Source organism: Enhygromyxa salina, assembly GCF_002994635.1.
GTDB classification, from domain to species: domain Bacteria; phylum Myxococcota_A; class Polyangia; order Nannocystales; family Nannocystaceae; genus Plesiocystis; species Plesiocystis salina_B.
In genome coordinates this window covers 139,070-155,325 of the sequence record NZ_PVNL01000030.1, presented here as the reverse complement: position 1 = coordinate 155,325, position 16,256 = coordinate 139,070, and the positions used below count along the sequence as shown (strand labels likewise).

At 70.5% G+C, this 16,256-nt stretch carries 8 protein-coding genes; 5 read left to right on the top strand and 3 right to left on the bottom strand.

Annotated elements, in window-relative coordinates; all coding sequences use genetic code 11:
* Positions 1-115 precede the first annotated feature (115 nt).
* Complete coding sequence (locus tag ENSA7_RS05595) at positions 116-7,258, top strand: condensation domain-containing protein (RefSeq protein ID WP_181233217.1); 7,143 nt, start codon at positions 116-118, stop codon at positions 7,256-7,258.
* A gap of 2 nt (positions 7,259-7,260) precedes the next feature.
* Here the strand turns inward: ENSA7_RS05595 and ENSA7_RS05590 are convergent, their stop codons facing one another.
* Together ENSA7_RS05590 and ENSA7_RS05585 are read right to left on the bottom strand one after the other, a co-directional pair.
* Positions 7,261-8,952, bottom strand: a complete 1,692-nt coding sequence (locus ENSA7_RS05590) for a glycosyltransferase family 87 protein (protein ID WP_106088152.1) — start codon at positions 8,950-8,952, stop codon at positions 7,261-7,263.
* A 154-nt stretch (positions 8,953-9,106) separates the two neighbouring features.
* Positions 9,107-11,197, bottom strand: a complete 2,091-nt coding sequence (locus ENSA7_RS05585) for a 5'-nucleotidase C-terminal domain-containing protein (RefSeq protein WP_106088151.1) — start codon at positions 11,195-11,197, stop codon at positions 9,107-9,109.
* A gap of 266 nt (positions 11,198-11,463) precedes the next feature.
* Between ENSA7_RS05585 and ENSA7_RS05580 the strand changes: the two genes are divergently transcribed.
* From ENSA7_RS05580 to ENSA7_RS05565, 4 genes are all read left to right on the top strand, one after another.
* Entirely contained in the window at positions 11,464-12,189 is a 726-nt protein-coding gene (locus ENSA7_RS05580; protein WP_219907916.1) for a hypothetical protein, read from the top strand.
* The gene (locus ENSA7_RS05575) at positions 12,186-13,778 is read left to right on the top strand and encodes a hypothetical protein (RefSeq protein WP_146157366.1); all 1,593 of its coding nucleotides are present in this window, start codon (positions 12,186-12,188) and stop codon (positions 13,776-13,778) included. The genes ENSA7_RS05580 and ENSA7_RS05575 overlap by 4 nt, the downstream gene beginning before the upstream one ends.
* Positions 13,775-14,470, top strand: a complete 696-nt coding sequence (locus ENSA7_RS05570; RefSeq protein ID WP_106088149.1) for a hypothetical protein — start codon at positions 13,775-13,777, stop codon at positions 14,468-14,470. The genes ENSA7_RS05575 and ENSA7_RS05570 overlap by 4 nt, the downstream gene beginning before the upstream one ends.
* Before the next feature lie 186 nt (positions 14,471-14,656).
* Positions 14,657-15,190, top strand: coding sequence for a hypothetical protein (locus ENSA7_RS05565; RefSeq protein WP_106088148.1), 534 nt, complete (start codon positions 14,657-14,659; stop codon positions 15,188-15,190).
* 151 nt (positions 15,191-15,341) lie between these two features.
* Here the strand turns inward: ENSA7_RS05565 and ENSA7_RS05560 are convergent, their stop codons facing one another.
* Positions 15,342-16,199: a sigma-70 family RNA polymerase sigma factor gene (locus tag ENSA7_RS05560; protein ID WP_106088147.1), complete on the bottom strand. Its 858-nt coding sequence runs from the start codon at positions 16,197-16,199 to the stop codon at positions 15,342-15,344.
* Positions 16,200-16,256: the final 57 nt, after the last annotated feature.

The window sequence follows — 16,256 nt, the reverse complement described above, 5'->3', positions numbered from 1 at the left end:
CCCGCGGACGGGTGCGTGCGGAGCAGCGCTGCCACCAGGCGCGGTCCTCGCTCGGGCGAACAGTGGTAGACAGCGATCATCGTGTGGAGCGATGAACTCGCGGAGGCGCTCTCGCGTGGGCGCTGAGGCCCGACGGCTGTATGAGGAGCTCGTCACCCGCGGGCTCGAGCTCCACGTCGACGGTGACCAGCTGCGAATTCGGGCGCCAGCCGGGACGCTCGATGCGGCCCTCCGCGACCGCCTGCGCGCGCTCAAGCCCGAGCTGTTGGCCCTGCTCTCGGATCGCAACGCCGCCGCCCCGCTGACCGGGGCCCAACGTCAGCTGTGGTTCGTCACCCGGGTCGATCCGGACAGCGCGGCGCTCGAGCTGGTGCTGCGCGTGCGACTGCGTGGCCACCTCGAGTCGCGGTCGCTCGAGGTTGCCCTCGACGCGCTGATCGATCGCCACGAGGCCCTGCGCACTCGGTTCGAGGAGCGCGAGGGTGAGCCGGTTCAGGTCGTCCTCAACGAGCGATCCGTGCGCTGGTCGAGCGGGTCGACTGAGCCGCTGGATGGGCGCCCGTTCGTGGCGGCGCTCGAGCCGATCAGCGCGACGGAGCACGTCCTGGTCCTGCGCGTCCATCACCTCGTCTGTGATGGCTGGTCGATGTCGGTGTTGCTGACGGATCTCGGGCAGCTGTACTCGGCGGCCTGTCGGCGAGAGCCGGTCACGCTCGGGCCGCTGCCGGTCCGACTCACCGAGGTCGCCCGGGAGCTGGCGCGGCACGAGGCGACCCCCAGCTCTCGCGGCCGGCTGGATGGTTGGGCGCGGCGACTGGCAGGCGTCGGCGCGATCGAGCTGCCGATCGATCACCAGCGGCCCGAGCGTGTGTCTTCGGCGGGCGCGAGCGTGAGTCGATCGCTCGACCTTCCCAGCTGGACCGTCGCGCTCGCGTACGCCCAGGCTCGCGCGGCGACGCCGTTCATGCTCGTGGCTGCAGCCGTGAGCGTCGTGCTGGCGCGGTGGACGGGCAGCCGCGATCTGTGCGTGGGTGTTCCGTTTGCGAACCGTCCGCGCGCGCAGCTCGAGGGGGTGGTCGGGATGCTGGTCGACACCTTGCTGCTGCGCCTCGAGCTTGGTGACGACGCGCTCGATTTCTCGCAGATCCTCGAGCGCACCCGGGCGGCCGTGCTGGCGACCTTCGAGCACGCGGACCTGCCCCTCGATCGTGTGGTCGCCCGGTTGCATCGTGACGGCGGTCGCCCGGCGATCCCCAATGTGATGCTGAACTACGTCGCGTTCGTCGAGCCGCAGCCGCGCTTCGCCGGGCTCGAGTGCGAGGTCGAGGCCAGCATGCCCGGCTCGCGGTTTGATCTGACGATCTATGCGTATCCGCGCGAGCATGGGCTCGAGCTCGAGGCGGCCTATCGTACCGAGCTGCTCGAGTCGGCCAGCGTGGCGGCGTTGCTCGACCAGATCGCGGCGGTGCTCGCTGGTGTTGGGGCGTTCGCGGGGCCGTGGACGGCGATCCCGTTGGGGGCGCAGAAGCGCGACCCGATGCTCGAAGCGCCAACGCCCGCGCCGTCGCACGGCGCATGGATGACAGCCACGCTCGACGCGGTGCCGGCCGGGCAGATCGCCGTGGTCGGACCGCGCGAGACGATCACCCATGGTCAGCTGCGAGCTCGCGCGCGCGCGCTGGCTCGAGTGCTCATCGCCAGCAGCGACGACGAGCGCGAGCCCGGGCGCGTGGTCGTGCTCGCGCGGCGCGAGCCCTCGCTGGTCGTCGCCCTGCTCGCGGCGATCACCGCGGGGGCCTCGTTCGTCGTGCTGGACGCGAGCTATCCACCCGCGCGGTTGATCCAGATGCTGGAGATCGCCCAGCCCCGCGGGTGGATGTGTCTCGACGGAGAACCTGGCCCCGAGCTCGCGCGCGCGCTGGCACGGCTGCCTCGGATCGCCGAGCCGGCCGCGGCAATGAACGGGGCCGAGTGGTGTCCGCCACCGCGCCGCCAGGCGGAGGCGTATCTGGCGTTCACGTCGGGGACCAGCGGGAAGCCGCGCGCGGTGATCGGCACCCTGGACCCGCTCGCGCACTTCTCGAGTTGGTACCGCGAGTCGCTGGGGATCGACGAGCACGATCGCTTCGCCGCGCTCTCCGGCCTTGGCCACGACCCGACCCTGCGCGACATCTTTGGCGCCCTGATCGCGGGCGCGCGGGTGCTCATGCCGCCGGGCGAGCCCGGCCAGCTCGGCGCGGAGCTGGCGACGTGGATCGACACCGAGGGCGTCACGATCCTCCACATCACGCCGCCGCTGGCTCGCTCGATCGCCGCCAGCGCGACCGGCAGTCTGCCGAGCTTGCGGCGGGTCTGCTTTGGCGGCGATCAGCTGCGCGGGCGCGACGGCGCGACGTGGCGGCGCCTGGCGCCCAACGCCGAGCTGTTCAACTTCTACGGAGCCACGGAGACGCCCCAGGCGATCGCCGTGCACCGCGTCGTCGCGGCGGACGAGGGCCGCGCGATCGTGCCGATCGGGCGCGGGATCGAGGGCGTGACCCTGGAGGTCCAGACCCCCGCGGGGCCGGCTGCGATCAACGAGCTCGGTGAGATCGTCGTGTGCACGACCCACCTGGCGAGCGGATACCTCGACGAGCCCGCGCTGACCCGTGAGCGGTTCTTGGTGGAGCCCGGCCCGCGCTATCGCACCGGAGATCTCGGCCGACGGCGCCACGACGGCGACGTGGTCTGCGTGGGTCGGCTCGACGCGATGCTCAAGATCCGCGGGGTGCGAGTCGAGCCGGAGCAGGTCGAGGCGGTGATCAGCGAGCTGTCGGGTGGGTCCGCGGGCGTGGTCGCGCGCGAGTCCAGCGACGGCGAGCGCGAGCTCGTGGCCTGGCTCGCGGGATCAGTGGAGATGGCGCCAGCGCAGCTGCAGGCGAGCCTGGCCACGCGGCTGCCCGCGGCGATGGTGCCGACGCGGTGGGGGGTGATCGAGGCGCTGCCGCTGACCGCGAACGGCAAGCTCGACCGCCGGGCGCTGACCGAGCGGGCGCACGAGTTGGACATGGGCGCGCCCGCGTCGAGCGCTCGCTACGAGGCCCCCGCGACCGCGCTGGAGACCGCGCTCGCCACGATCTGGTCCGGGTTGCTCGAGCGCGAGCGCGTCGGTCGGCACGACGACTTCTTTGCGATCGGTGGCCACTCGCTGCTGGCGGTTCAGCTCGCCGCCCGCGTTCACGCGGCGCTCGGGCTGGAGCTACCGGTGCCCGCGTTGTTCGAGCGCCCGACCCTGGCCGGCTGCGCCCGCGCGCTCGAGCAGCGACGCGCCAAGGACCTCCCGCAGCTGCGCGCGCGACCGCCACTTCAACCCGCGCAGGCTTCGTTCGCGCAGGAACGGATCTGGTTGCTGCACGCGCTCGACGGCTGGCGTCGCAGCTCCAGGCCGCAGCTGAGCATCACCCACACGTTGCGGCTGGACGCCCCGCTCGAGCTCCCCGCTCTCGAGCGCGCGCTGGTCAGCCTCGAGACCCGCCACGAGGTGCTGCGCACGACCTTCGAGCTCCACGGTGACCGCCTGATCCAGCGGGTCGGGCCGCCCCGCGCGGCCGTGCTCGAGCGCGGCGCTGCGCCGTCCCAGGCGCGGCTCGAGCGGTTTGACCTGGCCCGCGGTCCCGTCTGGCGGGCGCGCAGCTGGACCGCGACAGACGGCAGCGAGCGGCTCGAGCTCGAGCTCCACCACATCGTCGGCGAGGCCGCGTCGATGCGGATCCTCGCCCGGGACCTGGTCGAGCTGTATCGGGCGGCGTGTGAAGATCGACCGCCGCGGTTGCCCGAGGTCGAGCTCGCCTACGCCGACGTCGCGGCCTGGCAGCGCGCGCTGGTCGATCGCGCGCAGTCCCGCCAGCAGCTCGCCAGCTGGTGCCAGCGGCTGCGTGGGGTCGAGCCGCTCGAGCTCCCGCGCGCGCGTCCCCGGCCAGCGCGCCAGGGTCACCGCGGCGCGTGGCTGGAGCTGGAGCTCGAGCCCGCGCTCATCCGGGCGATCGGTGAGCGGGCGTCTGCTGCTCACACGACGATCTACGCGGTGATGCTCGCGGCGCTGACGGCCGTGCTGGCCCGCTGGTGTGGGACCACCGATGTCACGATCGGCTCGCCGGTTGGACTGCGCCCGCACCCGGCGACGGCGGACATGCTCGGTCCGTTCCTCAACCTGGTGTGCCTGCGCCTCGACGCGGGCGGGGATCCGTCCCTGGCTGAGCTGCTGACCCGCGCCCGGGCCTGCGCGCTCGAGGCCTTCGCCAGCTCCGAGCTGCCGTTCGAGCAGGTCCTGCAGGCGCTGTACGACCACACCGACGACCCCGATCGGCCAGCGCGGGACCTGGCGCGCACGCCCCTGTTTCAGGTGTTGCTCAACATGGTCGACATCGGCGAGACCGAGCGCAGCTGGGCCAGCCTCGGGGCCCAGCGCGTGCTCGAGCGCGGGCCGGTCGCCCGCTATGACCTGGCCGTCTACGCGGTGCGACACCCAGCTGGGCTGCGGGTCTGCGCCCTGTACGACGTGGATCTGTTCGACGCCGAGCAGATCGACCTGCTGCTCGAGCACCTGCGCGCGTGCTTGCTGGGCTTGGTCGAGCAGCCCGAGCAGCGCCTGTCCACGCTCGCGCTGCGGCGACCTGGCGCCGAGCTCGAACCTGCGGTGGTGGTTGGTGAGTCCATGCTCGTGTTCGAGCGCTTCGCCTTGATCGCCAGCGCGCACGCGGGCGTGATCGCAGTCGACACCAGCGCCCGCCAGACCACCTACGCCTCGCTGCACGCCAGCGCGCTCGCGGTCGCCAGCGCGCTGGGGAGCGGTGGCTATGAGCGCGCCGGATTGCTCGTATGCGAAGACGAGCACATGGCCGCGGGGATGCTCGGCGCGCTCGCGGCTGGCGTCGCCTACGTGCCGCTGGATCCACGCCTGCCGCACGCGCGGCTGCGCGAGCTCATCGATGACGCGCAGCTCGATCTCATGCTGTGCGGCCCCGACCACGAACCGCTCGCCGACGCGCTCGCGCCTGGGCTGACGCGGATCCTGATCGACGCGCCACCCACCACCACGGCGGCGCCTCGCAACCCCGCGCCCGAACAGCTCGCGTACCTGCTGTACACCTCGGGCTCGACCGGTCGCCCCAAAGCGGTCATGCAGTCGCAGGCCAACTTGCTGCATCACGCCAGCAGCTACGCCAAGCGGCTCGAGCTGAGTCCGGGTGATCGCGTGAGCCTGGTGTCGACGCACGCCTTCGATGCGGCGGTCATGGACATCTACGGCGCGCTGCTGTCGGGCGCGACGCTGTGCCCGATCGATCTGCACGGCGAGGCGCTGGTCGATCTGCCCAGCGAATTGCGAGCGCGGAGCGTCAGCGTGTTCCACAGCACCCCGACGGTGTTTCGCCACCTGGTCGCGTGCCTGAACACCGCCGCCACGCTCGCCGGACAGCTCCGCTGGGTCGTACTCGGCGGTGAAGAGGCCCGCCGCGACGACGCCCTGGCCGTCGCCCGGTGGTTTGGCCCCACGACGCGGCTGATCAACGGGCTCGGTCCGACCGAGTGCACGCTCGCGCTGCAAGAGCTGGTCAGCGAAGACCCGCGCACGGGCAGCCTGCCGATCGGGACCCCTGTGCCCGGCGTGCGCGTGCGGCTCGAGACCCCGGTCGGTGAACAGCCTGCGCTCTACGGTGTCGGCGAGATCGTGATCGAGAGCCCCTACCTCGCGCTTGGCTACTGGCGGCGGCCGAGCCAGACCGCGGCCGCGTTCGCGCAGGTCGACGGCCGGCGTCGCTATCACAGCGGCGACCTCGGTCGCGCGCTCCCGGGCGGTCGGTTTGAATTCGCTGGGCGCCGCGGCGGGTTCCTCAAGCTCCGCGGCCACCGGATCGAGCCCGGCGAGATCGAGGCCAAGCTGCGCGCGCTCCCGGGCGTGCGCGCGGCGGCTGTGGATCTGCGCGAGCCCAGCTCCGGGCCGGCGCAGCTGGTTGGGCTTTACGTCGCAACCGAGGTCGGCACCGACGCGACGGCGCTGCGGGATCAGCTCGCGCAGGTGTTGCCGAGCGCGATGGTGCCGGCGGTGTTGGTCCGTGTGGACGCGCTGCCGATGACCTCGACTGGCAAGCTCGATCGGCGCGCGCTGGCTCGCTTGCCCGCGCCCAGCGAAGCCGTGCACCCGCGTGATCACGACCAGCCACACGATGAAGCCGAGGCCGCGGTCTGGGCCGTGTGGACGGACGTGCTCGGACACGCGCCGCCGCGGCTCGACGCTGATTTTTTCGCGAGCGGCGGCGACTCGCTCGGCGCCGCGCGCTTGGTCGCCGCGCTCGACCGTACGCTCGGGTTGCGCGTGGCCCTCGCTGAGCTGTTCGAGGGGATCGACGTCGCGCGCCTGGCCCGAAGGCTGACCGGCACACACGAGGGCGCACCGGACCAGGCACGCGCGCGCCTGCACCAGCTCGGCGACGGGCCCGGACCCGCGTCTGTGTGTGTGCTCCCCCCCGGCCAGCGCCCGCGTTTGCTCGCCGAGCTCGCCGCGCAGCTCGGCGGTCCGGTCTGGGCCCTCGAGCCGCCATCGTTCGGCGAGCGCGGTCCCCTGCCCGAGCTCGCGGACATCACCGCAGCCCTGCGCTCGCAGCTGGACTCGCTCGCGCCTGGCTCATACCTGCTCGCGGGTGCATCCAACGGCGGTCTGCTCGCGTGGGCGCTGGCTCAGTCGCTGCGCGCGTGCGGTCGACCACCGCGAGCGCTGGTGCTGCTCGACAGCCTGCCGCCGGGGCTGCTCGCCGAGCGACCGTGGCGCGAGCGCGATGAGCTCGAGCACCTCACCGCGTTCGTGCAGCAGCTGTCGGGCCGATCGCCCATCGCGGCGGAGCTGGCCGAGGTCGCGCCCGCCCAACGGTTTGCCCGGGCCTGCGAGCTCGCCCTCGCCAGCGGCGACCTCGACGGCAGCGCGAGCGTCGACGAGCTCCGCGCGATCTACCAGCGCTACCTCGCCCACGGTGAGCGAGCGTGGCAGGTCCTGTCCGAGCTCGACCTGCGCGACGGCGATCCTTCCCTCGTGCTGATCGAAGCCCGGGAGGGTCGCTCACGCCAACTAAGCGAACGCTGGCGCGAACTCGTGGCCGAGCTGCGCGTGGTCGAGGTGCCGGGCGGTCACCTCGACATGCTCGCGCCGCCCCATGTCGGAGCGTTGGCGCAGGCCCTGCGGCTGCTCATGCACGACGGCACCGCACGAGTGCGAGCCCCGACATGAGGTCATGACATCGCCCGAGCCTGCCGACGTCGTGGCCGGACGATGAACCACACGACCAGGCCGAGCAGCGCGAGCTGTTGAACCATCGACACGCTCACCATCGCGACCGCGGGCATCGGCGGCACACCGAGCAGCAGCACGAAGCCCACGACGATCGCCACCACACCCCGAGCTCCGCGGACCTCGGCCGCCCACAGGCTCAACAACCACAGCGCAGCGAAGCCCACGTAGGGCGGCGCGAACGGGCTGCGCAAGCCGCCGAGGGTCAAGACCGCCAGCCACAGCCCGACGTGGACCCGTCGATCTCCGCCGCGCAAGCCCGCGCCGACGCTCAGCCCGACCGCGCCGAGCGTGAACACCGTGCCGATCATCGCGGCGCTCGCCCAGACGTCGTCGATCGCCAGCCCGAGCACCTCGAGCTTGAACGGCAGACCGAAGGGCGCGAGGTTCGACGCGATCTCCTCGGGCGAGACGGTGAAGAACTCGAGGGCCTCGCCCGAGCTCAAGCGCGGGAGCTCGTAGCCGACAAACGCCTCGAAGGGCGCGAGCCCGAACACGAGCAGCGCGAGCAGCGTCCACCCGAGTCCGAAGCCCGCCGTCCACAGGGCCTCTCGCCAGCGCCGTTGCGCCAGCAGCACGATCCCGAGCAGCCCCGGCGAGATCTTGGCCAGGATCGCAAACGCCAGCAGCGCGCCGCCGAGGGCCGGGCGCTCACGCTCGAACGCGATCATCCCGACGACCGCGGCGACGACCACCGCCATGTGCACGTTGCCGACCTGGAGCGTGACCATGATCGGAGGCGCGCCCCAGATCAACGGTCCGAGCAGCAGCGCCCGGATCCCCGCGCGAGCGTCGGTCTCGCCGATCCACCCGGCCACGAACCACAGCCCGAACGCGAGCCACACACCCCCGGCGCCGAACCACAGGGCTCGCTGGACGCTGAAGTCATCGCTGAGCGCGGTGACGAGACGCGGCGCGAGCAGGAACTGGGGCGGGTAGGCGTAGGCGTCGAGATCGAAGGGCGCGTAGGCCTCGGCCTGGGCCTCGCCGGTCGGCGTGTGACCGACCGAGGGCCACCAGTCTGCGTCATAGAGATTGTCGACGCGGGCGTCGGCGAGCTTCGCCGCCTGCACGTAGGCGGTCATGCACGCGTGGTAGTTGTATCGATCGAGGAACGGCAAGGCCGAGCTATCGGCCCGCTCGGGATCGCCGATGAAGGTGCTGACCCGGGCCGTCTGGACGATCGCGAGCAGCCCGAGCACGACGACCAAGCCCGTCGCCCAGCGCTTGCGACCCGCGAGGCCGTCGAGCTGCCTCGGGGTCCGCTCGATCATGATCGGCAGGGCCGCGCACGTCGAGCCCGCGACAGCCAGCAGGGCCACTCCCGCCGCGACAACCCCGGGGCCCGTCTGCCCGACGACCGGCGCGGCGAGGATCGCCGCCGCGCCCGGGATCCCCCACCCAAGCCACGCTCGGGCCGGACCAATCCAGCGCCCGACCACGGCCGCTGCCGCGACGACCAGGGCCGCGATCGTGATCCAGCCTGCCTCGCCGCTGCTGCCGAGCCCGACGATCAACGGCCGCCACAGCCCGTGGGCGACGACCGGCGCGAGGATCAGCGCCCACACAGCGGCGAAGGCCAGGCGCTCGCGCGGGGGTCCAGCTTGGAGATCGGCCGCCGCTCCGTCGAGCATTCCCGAGTCTACCGTGTCGCTCGGAGTGCCGCACCGGCGCGCGCAAGCGCGGGACCGCAGACGCTCGCCACGCTCAGCGGACTCATGACACCGCAGCTCGCCTTCGTCGGCTCGCTGCGGTGGGCTCACATATATTGCTCGACTCCCGCGCGACTCAGTAGGCGACGCAGTCGCCCTGCTGGCTGTGGTCGCAGCTGTCGGTGCCGATGTAGACCTGCGTCGAGGCCTCCTCGACCGGCAGCTTGGCCAGCGGTGAGGCGAGCTCGACGTAGTCGATCCAGCCCTGCGCGTACTCGGTGTAGGTGTTCTCGTACGCGCCCATGTCCCAGACCAGCCCGAAGGTCTCGTAGCCGTCGAAGCCCTTGGCGATGAAGTCGTTGGTCACGACGACGTAGGTGAGGTTGAGATCGATCGCCTCCCAGCTGCCCGCGAGCCGGGGGTTGATCTCGACGTTGCTGATCCGGCCACCCTCGGCGGCCGAGGCGTCGACGTCGTAGCGGATGCCCGAGGCGTAGGGGTACGAGCCCGTCGAGCCCATGTCGTCGAGGTGGTTGGACAGCGCGTCCTCGAGCACGTTCACGATGTCCATGCCGGTCATCTCCAGCGTCACCAGGGTGTTGGAGAAAGGCAGCAGGTTGAAGGCGTTGGCGATCGTGTAGTCGCCGGGCTCAACGGTCTCGCGCACGCCCCCGCCGTTTTGAATGGCGAAGTCGGCGGTCGGGGTCACGGTCATGAAGGCCTTGGCCACGAGGTTGCCGATGTCGCTGCCGTGCGCGTAGGTAGCCTCGGTGCACTCGACGTTGCCGGACGTGCCCTGGCCGGGGAAGCGCTCGAGGCAGATCTGCTCGGACACGCTGCCGATGACCGTCTGCTCGAGCACCGACACCTGCTCGTTGAAGGTCGAGAGCGCCGCGCTCGCGTCGGCGTCGGCGTCGACCACGACGATCTCCTCATAGGCGGTCAGCGCAGCGACGACGGCGTCGATGTCCGCACCCTCGAGCACGCGACGCTCCTCCTCCAACATGTCGTTGACGTACTCGTAGGCGAAGGTCAACCCGTCGATCGGCAGCTTGGGCGTGCCCGAGCAGCTGGTCACGATACCCGCGGCGTCAAAGTCGACGTGGAGCTCACCGAGCAGGTGGGCGTACTCCCAGGCCTGGACCACGCAGACCATGTTCCCGTCCTTGTCGGTGACCTCGGTCGGGTAGTCGCCGCCGACCTGAAAGCCGAGCTCGGTCAGGTTGCTGCCCCCGAGCAGGGTGTGCGAGTCGCCGCCAACGATGACGTCGACGCCGGACAGGTTGGCCGCGAGCTCGAGGTCCTGCTGGTACTGGTAGTGGGTGACCAGCACGATCTTGTTGACGCCGAGGCGCTCGAGCTCGTCGATGTACTGCTGCGCGGTCTCGAGCTCGTCGAGGAACTGCGTGCCCTCGTCGGGCTGAGACGAGACCTTGGTCTTCTGGGCAATGTCGATGCCGATGAGCCCGACCTGCTGGCCGGCGACGTCGAAGATCACGTAGGGCTCGAGGTAGCCGTCGACGAGCGGCGAGCCCTCGTGGGGCACGACGTTGGCGGCCAGCACCGGAGTCGCGCAGTCACTCTCGGCGAGGAAGTCGAGGAACGTGGCGAGACCGGCGTCGCCGTCGTCGAACTCGTGATTGCCGAGGGCGAACGCGTCGAAGCAGATCCCGTTCATCAGCTGCGCGTCGGCTTCACCGTCGAACAGCGAGTAGTAGAGTGTGCCCGTGATCGCATCACCAGCGTGGATCTTGAGCACGTCGTCGTTGGCTTCCTCGAGCTCGCCGAACAGCGCGGTGAGCATGGGCATGCCGCCGTAGGTCACCTCGACCTCCTCGAGCACAGCGTCGTTGGCGTCGGCCTTGGCCGCGAGGTCGAGCCCGGACACGTCGAAGGCGAACTCGTCGCTGTCGAGGTGCGAGTGGTGGTCGTTGATGTGCAGGATGGTCAGCGAGCTCGCGCCTGCAGGATCGCCGTCACCGTCGCCGTCGCCGTCGCCGTCGCCGTCACCGTCGCCGTCGCCGTCGCCGTCGCCGTCACCGTCGCCGTCTCCGTCGCCATCTCCGTCTCCGTCTCCGTCGCCATCTCCGTCGCCGTCACCGGTCTCGGTCTCGGAGGTGCTGTCGGTGTCGCTAGGCGCGTCGTCGGTACAGGCGGGGGCGAGCAGGGCAACGGTCGCGAGGGCGAGCGCAGGCCAACACAGCTGCTGTCGAGTCGAAGTCGTCATGTTCGCCCCTCCTAGACTCGCGACCAGCGATCGACAACGGCGGACGAGGCCCTGAGTGTAAATCCACCGATTCGTCGCGAGACCAAGCACTGCCCGAATCCTGATCGTGACAGACCCGTGACCTGCGCCAACACCGACGCGATCTTCTCCACTGCAGTCCAGGGTGCGAGATACGCAGACGAGCTGCAGCAACCGCAGCGCGGTTCGGCCAGATCCCGCGTGAAGTGATCGTCGCGGGTGGCACACAGCTTGCTTTGCCGTCGCGCATGGTTCCAACACATCGAGCTTGGGCGTTCGCCTGGGTGCTCGTCGCCTGCGTCGCAGACGACGGATCCGCTGGCGACACGATCACCGACACCACCGACACCACCGACACCACCGGTGACAGCGACGGCGACACGGCGGCCGGGGCGTCGACCTACCAGGGCGAGGTCTGGGCCGACAACTGGTCGGCCATGTACGTCGGCGAGACCCTGGTGATGGAGGACTCGGTGTCGATCACCACCGAGCGCTCGTTCAACGCCGAGGTCTTCACCTTCGAGGCGACGCCGCCGTTCCTGCTCAGTGTGGTCATGAAGGACTACATCGAGAACGACTCGGGACTCGAGTACATCGGCCAGCCCAACCAGCAGATGGGCGACGGGGGCTACATCGCCCAGATCACCGATCTCGACACAGACGACGTGGTCGCTGTCTCGAGCTCGGACTGGCGCTGCGTGACCATCCACGAGGCGCCGCTGAACAAGGACTGCGAGGACGACCCCAACCCCGAGGAGACCTGCGAGGCGTCGATCTCCGACGAGCCGACCGGGTGGATGAGCGAGGACTTCGACGACTCGGCGTGGACGAACGCCAGCGAGTACACCGCGGCCGAGGTGTCTCCGAAAGAGGGCTACAACGAGATCACCTGGGACCCGTCGGCGGCGCTGATCTGGGGCGCCGACCTCGAGAGCCACAACACCATCCTTTGCCGAACGTGGGTCATGTCATGAGCCGAGATCAACGTATCTCCAAGCGCATCGCCGAGCGGTCGCACACGTTGAAGTGGCGCGCCTGGATTGTCGTGATCGGCCTGGCCGCCCTCGCCTGTGCGGACGACAGCGCGGCGGACGACGAGGTCGGCGAGACCGGGGACGGCGACGGCGACGCGGGTGACGGGGACGGCGACACCGGGGACGGGGACACTGGCGAGCTCGTTGGCGAGTGCTCGGGCTGGGACCTGCTGAGCGACTTTTACCCCGATGTCAGCTTTGCCGATCTGACCTCGTGCAACGGCGAGCATGCCGAGGCGATCGGTGACAGCCTGATGAACTTCGACGGGTTGACGATCACCGGGGACTCGGTCGTCGGCGAGGACGGCAGCAACACGGCGACCCCCTGCGTCGAGGTCCTCTGCGACGACGACTATGCGTACATCGCCTCGAACGCCCTGCCCCACTACAATCCTCAGGCGGCGCCGATCTTCGACACCGTCGACACCCCGATCGTCCACCGCATCCCGCTGGTGCCTGCGGCGGTCAGCTCCGACGTGAGCGCCGACGACTGGTACGACGCCCCTGGCTGCGAGTCGGCGCTGGGCATGGCCGTCGTCAACATGACCCCGACCATGCCGCCCTCGACTCACTGCTGGTACGAGACCGAGGACGGCACGGCGAACACTGGCGAGTACCACGTGACCGACGGTGAAGAGGTCGTGCACAAGGTCATGTGCTACGGCCAGACCGCCTCGCTGATCACGGGCATCCCCGCGTTCGCACCGTGCGAGGAAGCGCGGCCGGACCCTTACGGCTCACCGCTGTTCTCGGCCTACGAGGACCCCGACACCCTGTTCGTCGACTACTGCGGTACCCACCCGGCGGCGATCACCCACAACCACTGGCTCAACGAGGTCTGCCTGGCCCAGGACGCCGACAACAAGCCGGCGAACAGCTACGCCACGGGCGCGGTGAGCTTCGTGATCGAAGATTTGGACGCGGCGGACTGCACCGCCGAGTCGGACACGCTCGGCTGGGTCTACGATGGCCACCCGCTGCAGGGCGGCTGTGTGTGCATGGCTCGCGACGGCGACGGCGAGTGCACCGACCTCCGGCGCGCGCGCTCGGGCTATGTCTACGCCGGCCTGTCGCGGTGGGCGAACGACGCGAGCGCCGACGCGAACATCCACGCGGACTCGGTCGCCGCCAGCCACCTCGGGGTCGAGCTCGCCAGCTGCACGACCCGCGACGACTGCTGTGACGCCAACACGATGAACTGCCGGATGTACTGCCACCCGCTGCTGATCGAGGACGCCGGGGCGGTCACGCTCGAGCAGCGCTGCGTGACCCCGGACTACAGCTGGTGCGGGCACGAGTTCGTCGAGCACACCGACGTGCTCGAGGACGCCGGCTACGTCTACCTGGATCGCTGTAACGGGGTCGAGACCGCCGACGGCTACCTCTACGCCGGCACCCCGACCTTTCCGTACGTCAACGGCTGCTACAAGGACGCGCCCAGCGAGATGGCGATCGACGACACCTACACTCGGCTCGACATGGACATGGGCGGCATGGGCGGCATGGGAGGTGGCGGGGGCCCGCCATGATCACCGCCCGACTCCTGCTCGGTGTCGTGCTCGTGCTCGTCGCGTGCGACACCGAGCTCGAGCCCGAGCCGCCTCCCGACAGCCTGGTCGCCACGCGTGTTCACTACGCGCTGGCCACCGACTGGGAGGACGCCGAGCAGGTCGACGGCGCCCGGGTGTTCACCACGGACCTCGGCTACACCGTCGGGCTGACATCGTGGTGGCAGAGCACCACCAACCTCGAGCTGGTCGCGTGCACCGAGGACTTTCGCCACTACGGTCACGTCCACGACGTCTCGCAGCTCGAGCTGCAGGTGATCGAGGAGCTCGTCGCGGGCGAGACCGCGGTCGTCGGCGAGGCCGACGGCGGCGACCAGCCCTACTGCGGTCTGTATCAGATCATGGGCACGGTGCCGCTCGACGGGGTCGAGATCACCTCGCGCCTGACCGGCTGGTACCGAGCCCCGGGCGCGGCCGAGGCCGTCCGCTTCGACGCCGTCGATACCGTGCCCGTGTCCGTCTTGCCCAATCTCGCTGTTGGGGTCTGGGACGACACCCTCGACGTGGACGAGGCCCACGTCGAGCTGGTCCGCTACCCCGCGCGCGCGCTCGACGGGCTCGTGCTCGAGGCGCTCAGCGACCTCGATCTCGCGTTCTCGGCCAGCCAGGCGCTGGGGTGGGACGCGGAGGTCCACTGGGCCCTGGGTCGCTGAGCTCGACGAGCCCCGACTGCCCGACGGGGTTCGGTTGGGCTCGTGCTCATGCCCCACCGCGCATGGGCGGAGACCCGCGGGTTTTACGCGGAGTGGCTCCCGCGCGCGAGCCAAAAAAGTTTGCACACTTCAGCGGGGTCGCCCCTCTAGGTTCGCATGCATCATGCGCACCTCGTACTCACAACCATGCTCCTGTCTGCGGCCCTGGTCGGCTGTGACGACGACGGCTCGGGGGAGGCCGGCAACCCGATCGACGGGACCGACGGGACCGACGAGGGCAGCGAGGGCAGCGAGGGCGGGGGTTCACACTTCGCCAGCGGGTTCGAGGGCGACTGGTCGGGGACCTACCAGGACAACGACTTTTCCCAGTTCGCCGGCGGCGTGAGCTCGACGATCGAGGTCGACGAGGCCAATCAAGCGCTCACCTTCACCCTCGACTTCGACGGCCCGATCCTGGCCCAGAACGACCCGCCAGAGGAGACCTTCACCGGCAGCTACGACGAGACCTCGTTCACGGTCTCGACCCAGTCGGTGGTGTTCGGCCCCGTGACGCTGACCTTCGACATCGACGGTGACATCGATGGCGTCGGGGCCCCGCCAGGCTTCGAGTCGATCGTGTTCGCCGGCTCGGGTACGCCCACGGCGATCACGCTCGGCTACACCCTCCACGACGGCGGCGGCGTGGCCTCGACGGGCAGCCTCACCCTGGCTCGTAAATGACCCCCACATGGACCTTAGACTTCGCCGACTGCAGCCGCTGGCGCGTCTGGTCGCTTCGCTGCTCGGGGCTGGGAGGGGGCTCGTAAATGACCCCCACAGAGGCACTGCATTTCCTGGGTCCATGGGTCGCACGACGTGCGGAAAAATCTCGCTAAAGACTGATGCCGGGCGGGGCCGCGCTGGGATCGGCGCTCTCGACCAGGATCCGGCCCAGGGACAGGTCGAGCCGACTGACCAGGCCGCGGACGAGGCTGTCGAGCTCGGCGCCCTCGAGCGCGAGCTCGCGGGCGAGATGCCGCTTGGTCGCGACAATGAGCTCGGTGGTCGCGCGCTCGACCCAGCGCAGCGCCGTGGTCCTGTGGACGGCGTAGATCTTGGCGATCTCGCCGTCGCTCAGCCCGTCGAGGACGTCGAGGCGCATCAGCAGGCGCTGCTTGGCCGACAGCTCGGCGAAGGCGGTCGTCAGCGCGCGGGTGAAGGCGGCACGGTGCTCGCGGATGTGGAAGTCGGTCTCGAGGTCGGCGGCCTGGGCGGTGACCGCCTCGGCGACCTCGAGGTCGCTGGTCGGCCGAACGCGGCGGGCCAGCGAGCGAGCCTCGCGGACCGCGACCACCGACAGCCAGCGCTGGAGACTCGAGCGCCCGCGGTAGCTCGCAATGCGAGCCGCGCGGGCCTCGGTGGGCACCAGCAAGCGGAAGCGCACGACCTGCAGCGCGTCGTCGATCGTCGCGCTGGCGATCCCCGCTCGCCTGAGGGCGCCCTCGAGTTGCGGGATGAACTCGGCCTCGAACACCGCCAGCGCAGCCGCGTCACCGGCTGCGAGCGCGCAGGCCAGGACCAGGTCCGGGCGGAGGCAGTCGAGCTCCTCCGGGCCCTGCTCGCGAGCGGCGCTGTCGATCTCTGGGCGCACGAGCTCGACCAGCTCGCTGCGTCGGGTCGTCAACGTCGGCCAGCGCTCGATCGCCGCCGTGACCAGCGAAGTCGCCCGGTCCGTGTCCGGTTCGCGCATCGAGGGCAGTGTATATCAGACCACCGCGCTCGCTCGGCGCGGCCGAGCGAGGGAGCC

Bases quoted from the DNA above. Each gene is read 5' to 3' on its own strand.
- ENSA7_RS05565 (WP_106088148.1), top strand. From the start codon at position 14,657: ATGCTCCTGTCTGCGGCCCTGGTCGGCTGTGACGACGACGGCTCGGGG.
- ENSA7_RS05560 (WP_106088147.1), bottom strand. From the start codon at position 16,199: ATGCGCGAACCGGACACGGACCGGGCGACTTCGCTGGTCACGGCGGCG.
- ENSA7_RS05585 (WP_106088151.1), bottom strand. From the start codon at position 11,197: ATGACGACTTCGACTCGACAGCAGCTGTGTTGGCCTGCGCTCGCCCTC.
- ENSA7_RS05580 (WP_219907916.1), top strand. From the start codon at position 11,464: ATGGTTCCAACACATCGAGCTTGGGCGTTCGCCTGGGTGCTCGTCGCC.
- ENSA7_RS05570 (WP_106088149.1), top strand. From the start codon at position 13,775: ATGATCACCGCCCGACTCCTGCTCGGTGTCGTGCTCGTGCTCGTCGCG.
- ENSA7_RS05575 (WP_146157366.1), top strand. From the start codon at position 12,186: ATGAGCCGAGATCAACGTATCTCCAAGCGCATCGCCGAGCGGTCGCAC.
- ENSA7_RS05590 (WP_106088152.1), bottom strand. From the start codon at position 8,952: ATGCTCGACGGAGCGGCGGCCGATCTCCAAGCTGGACCCCCGCGCGAG.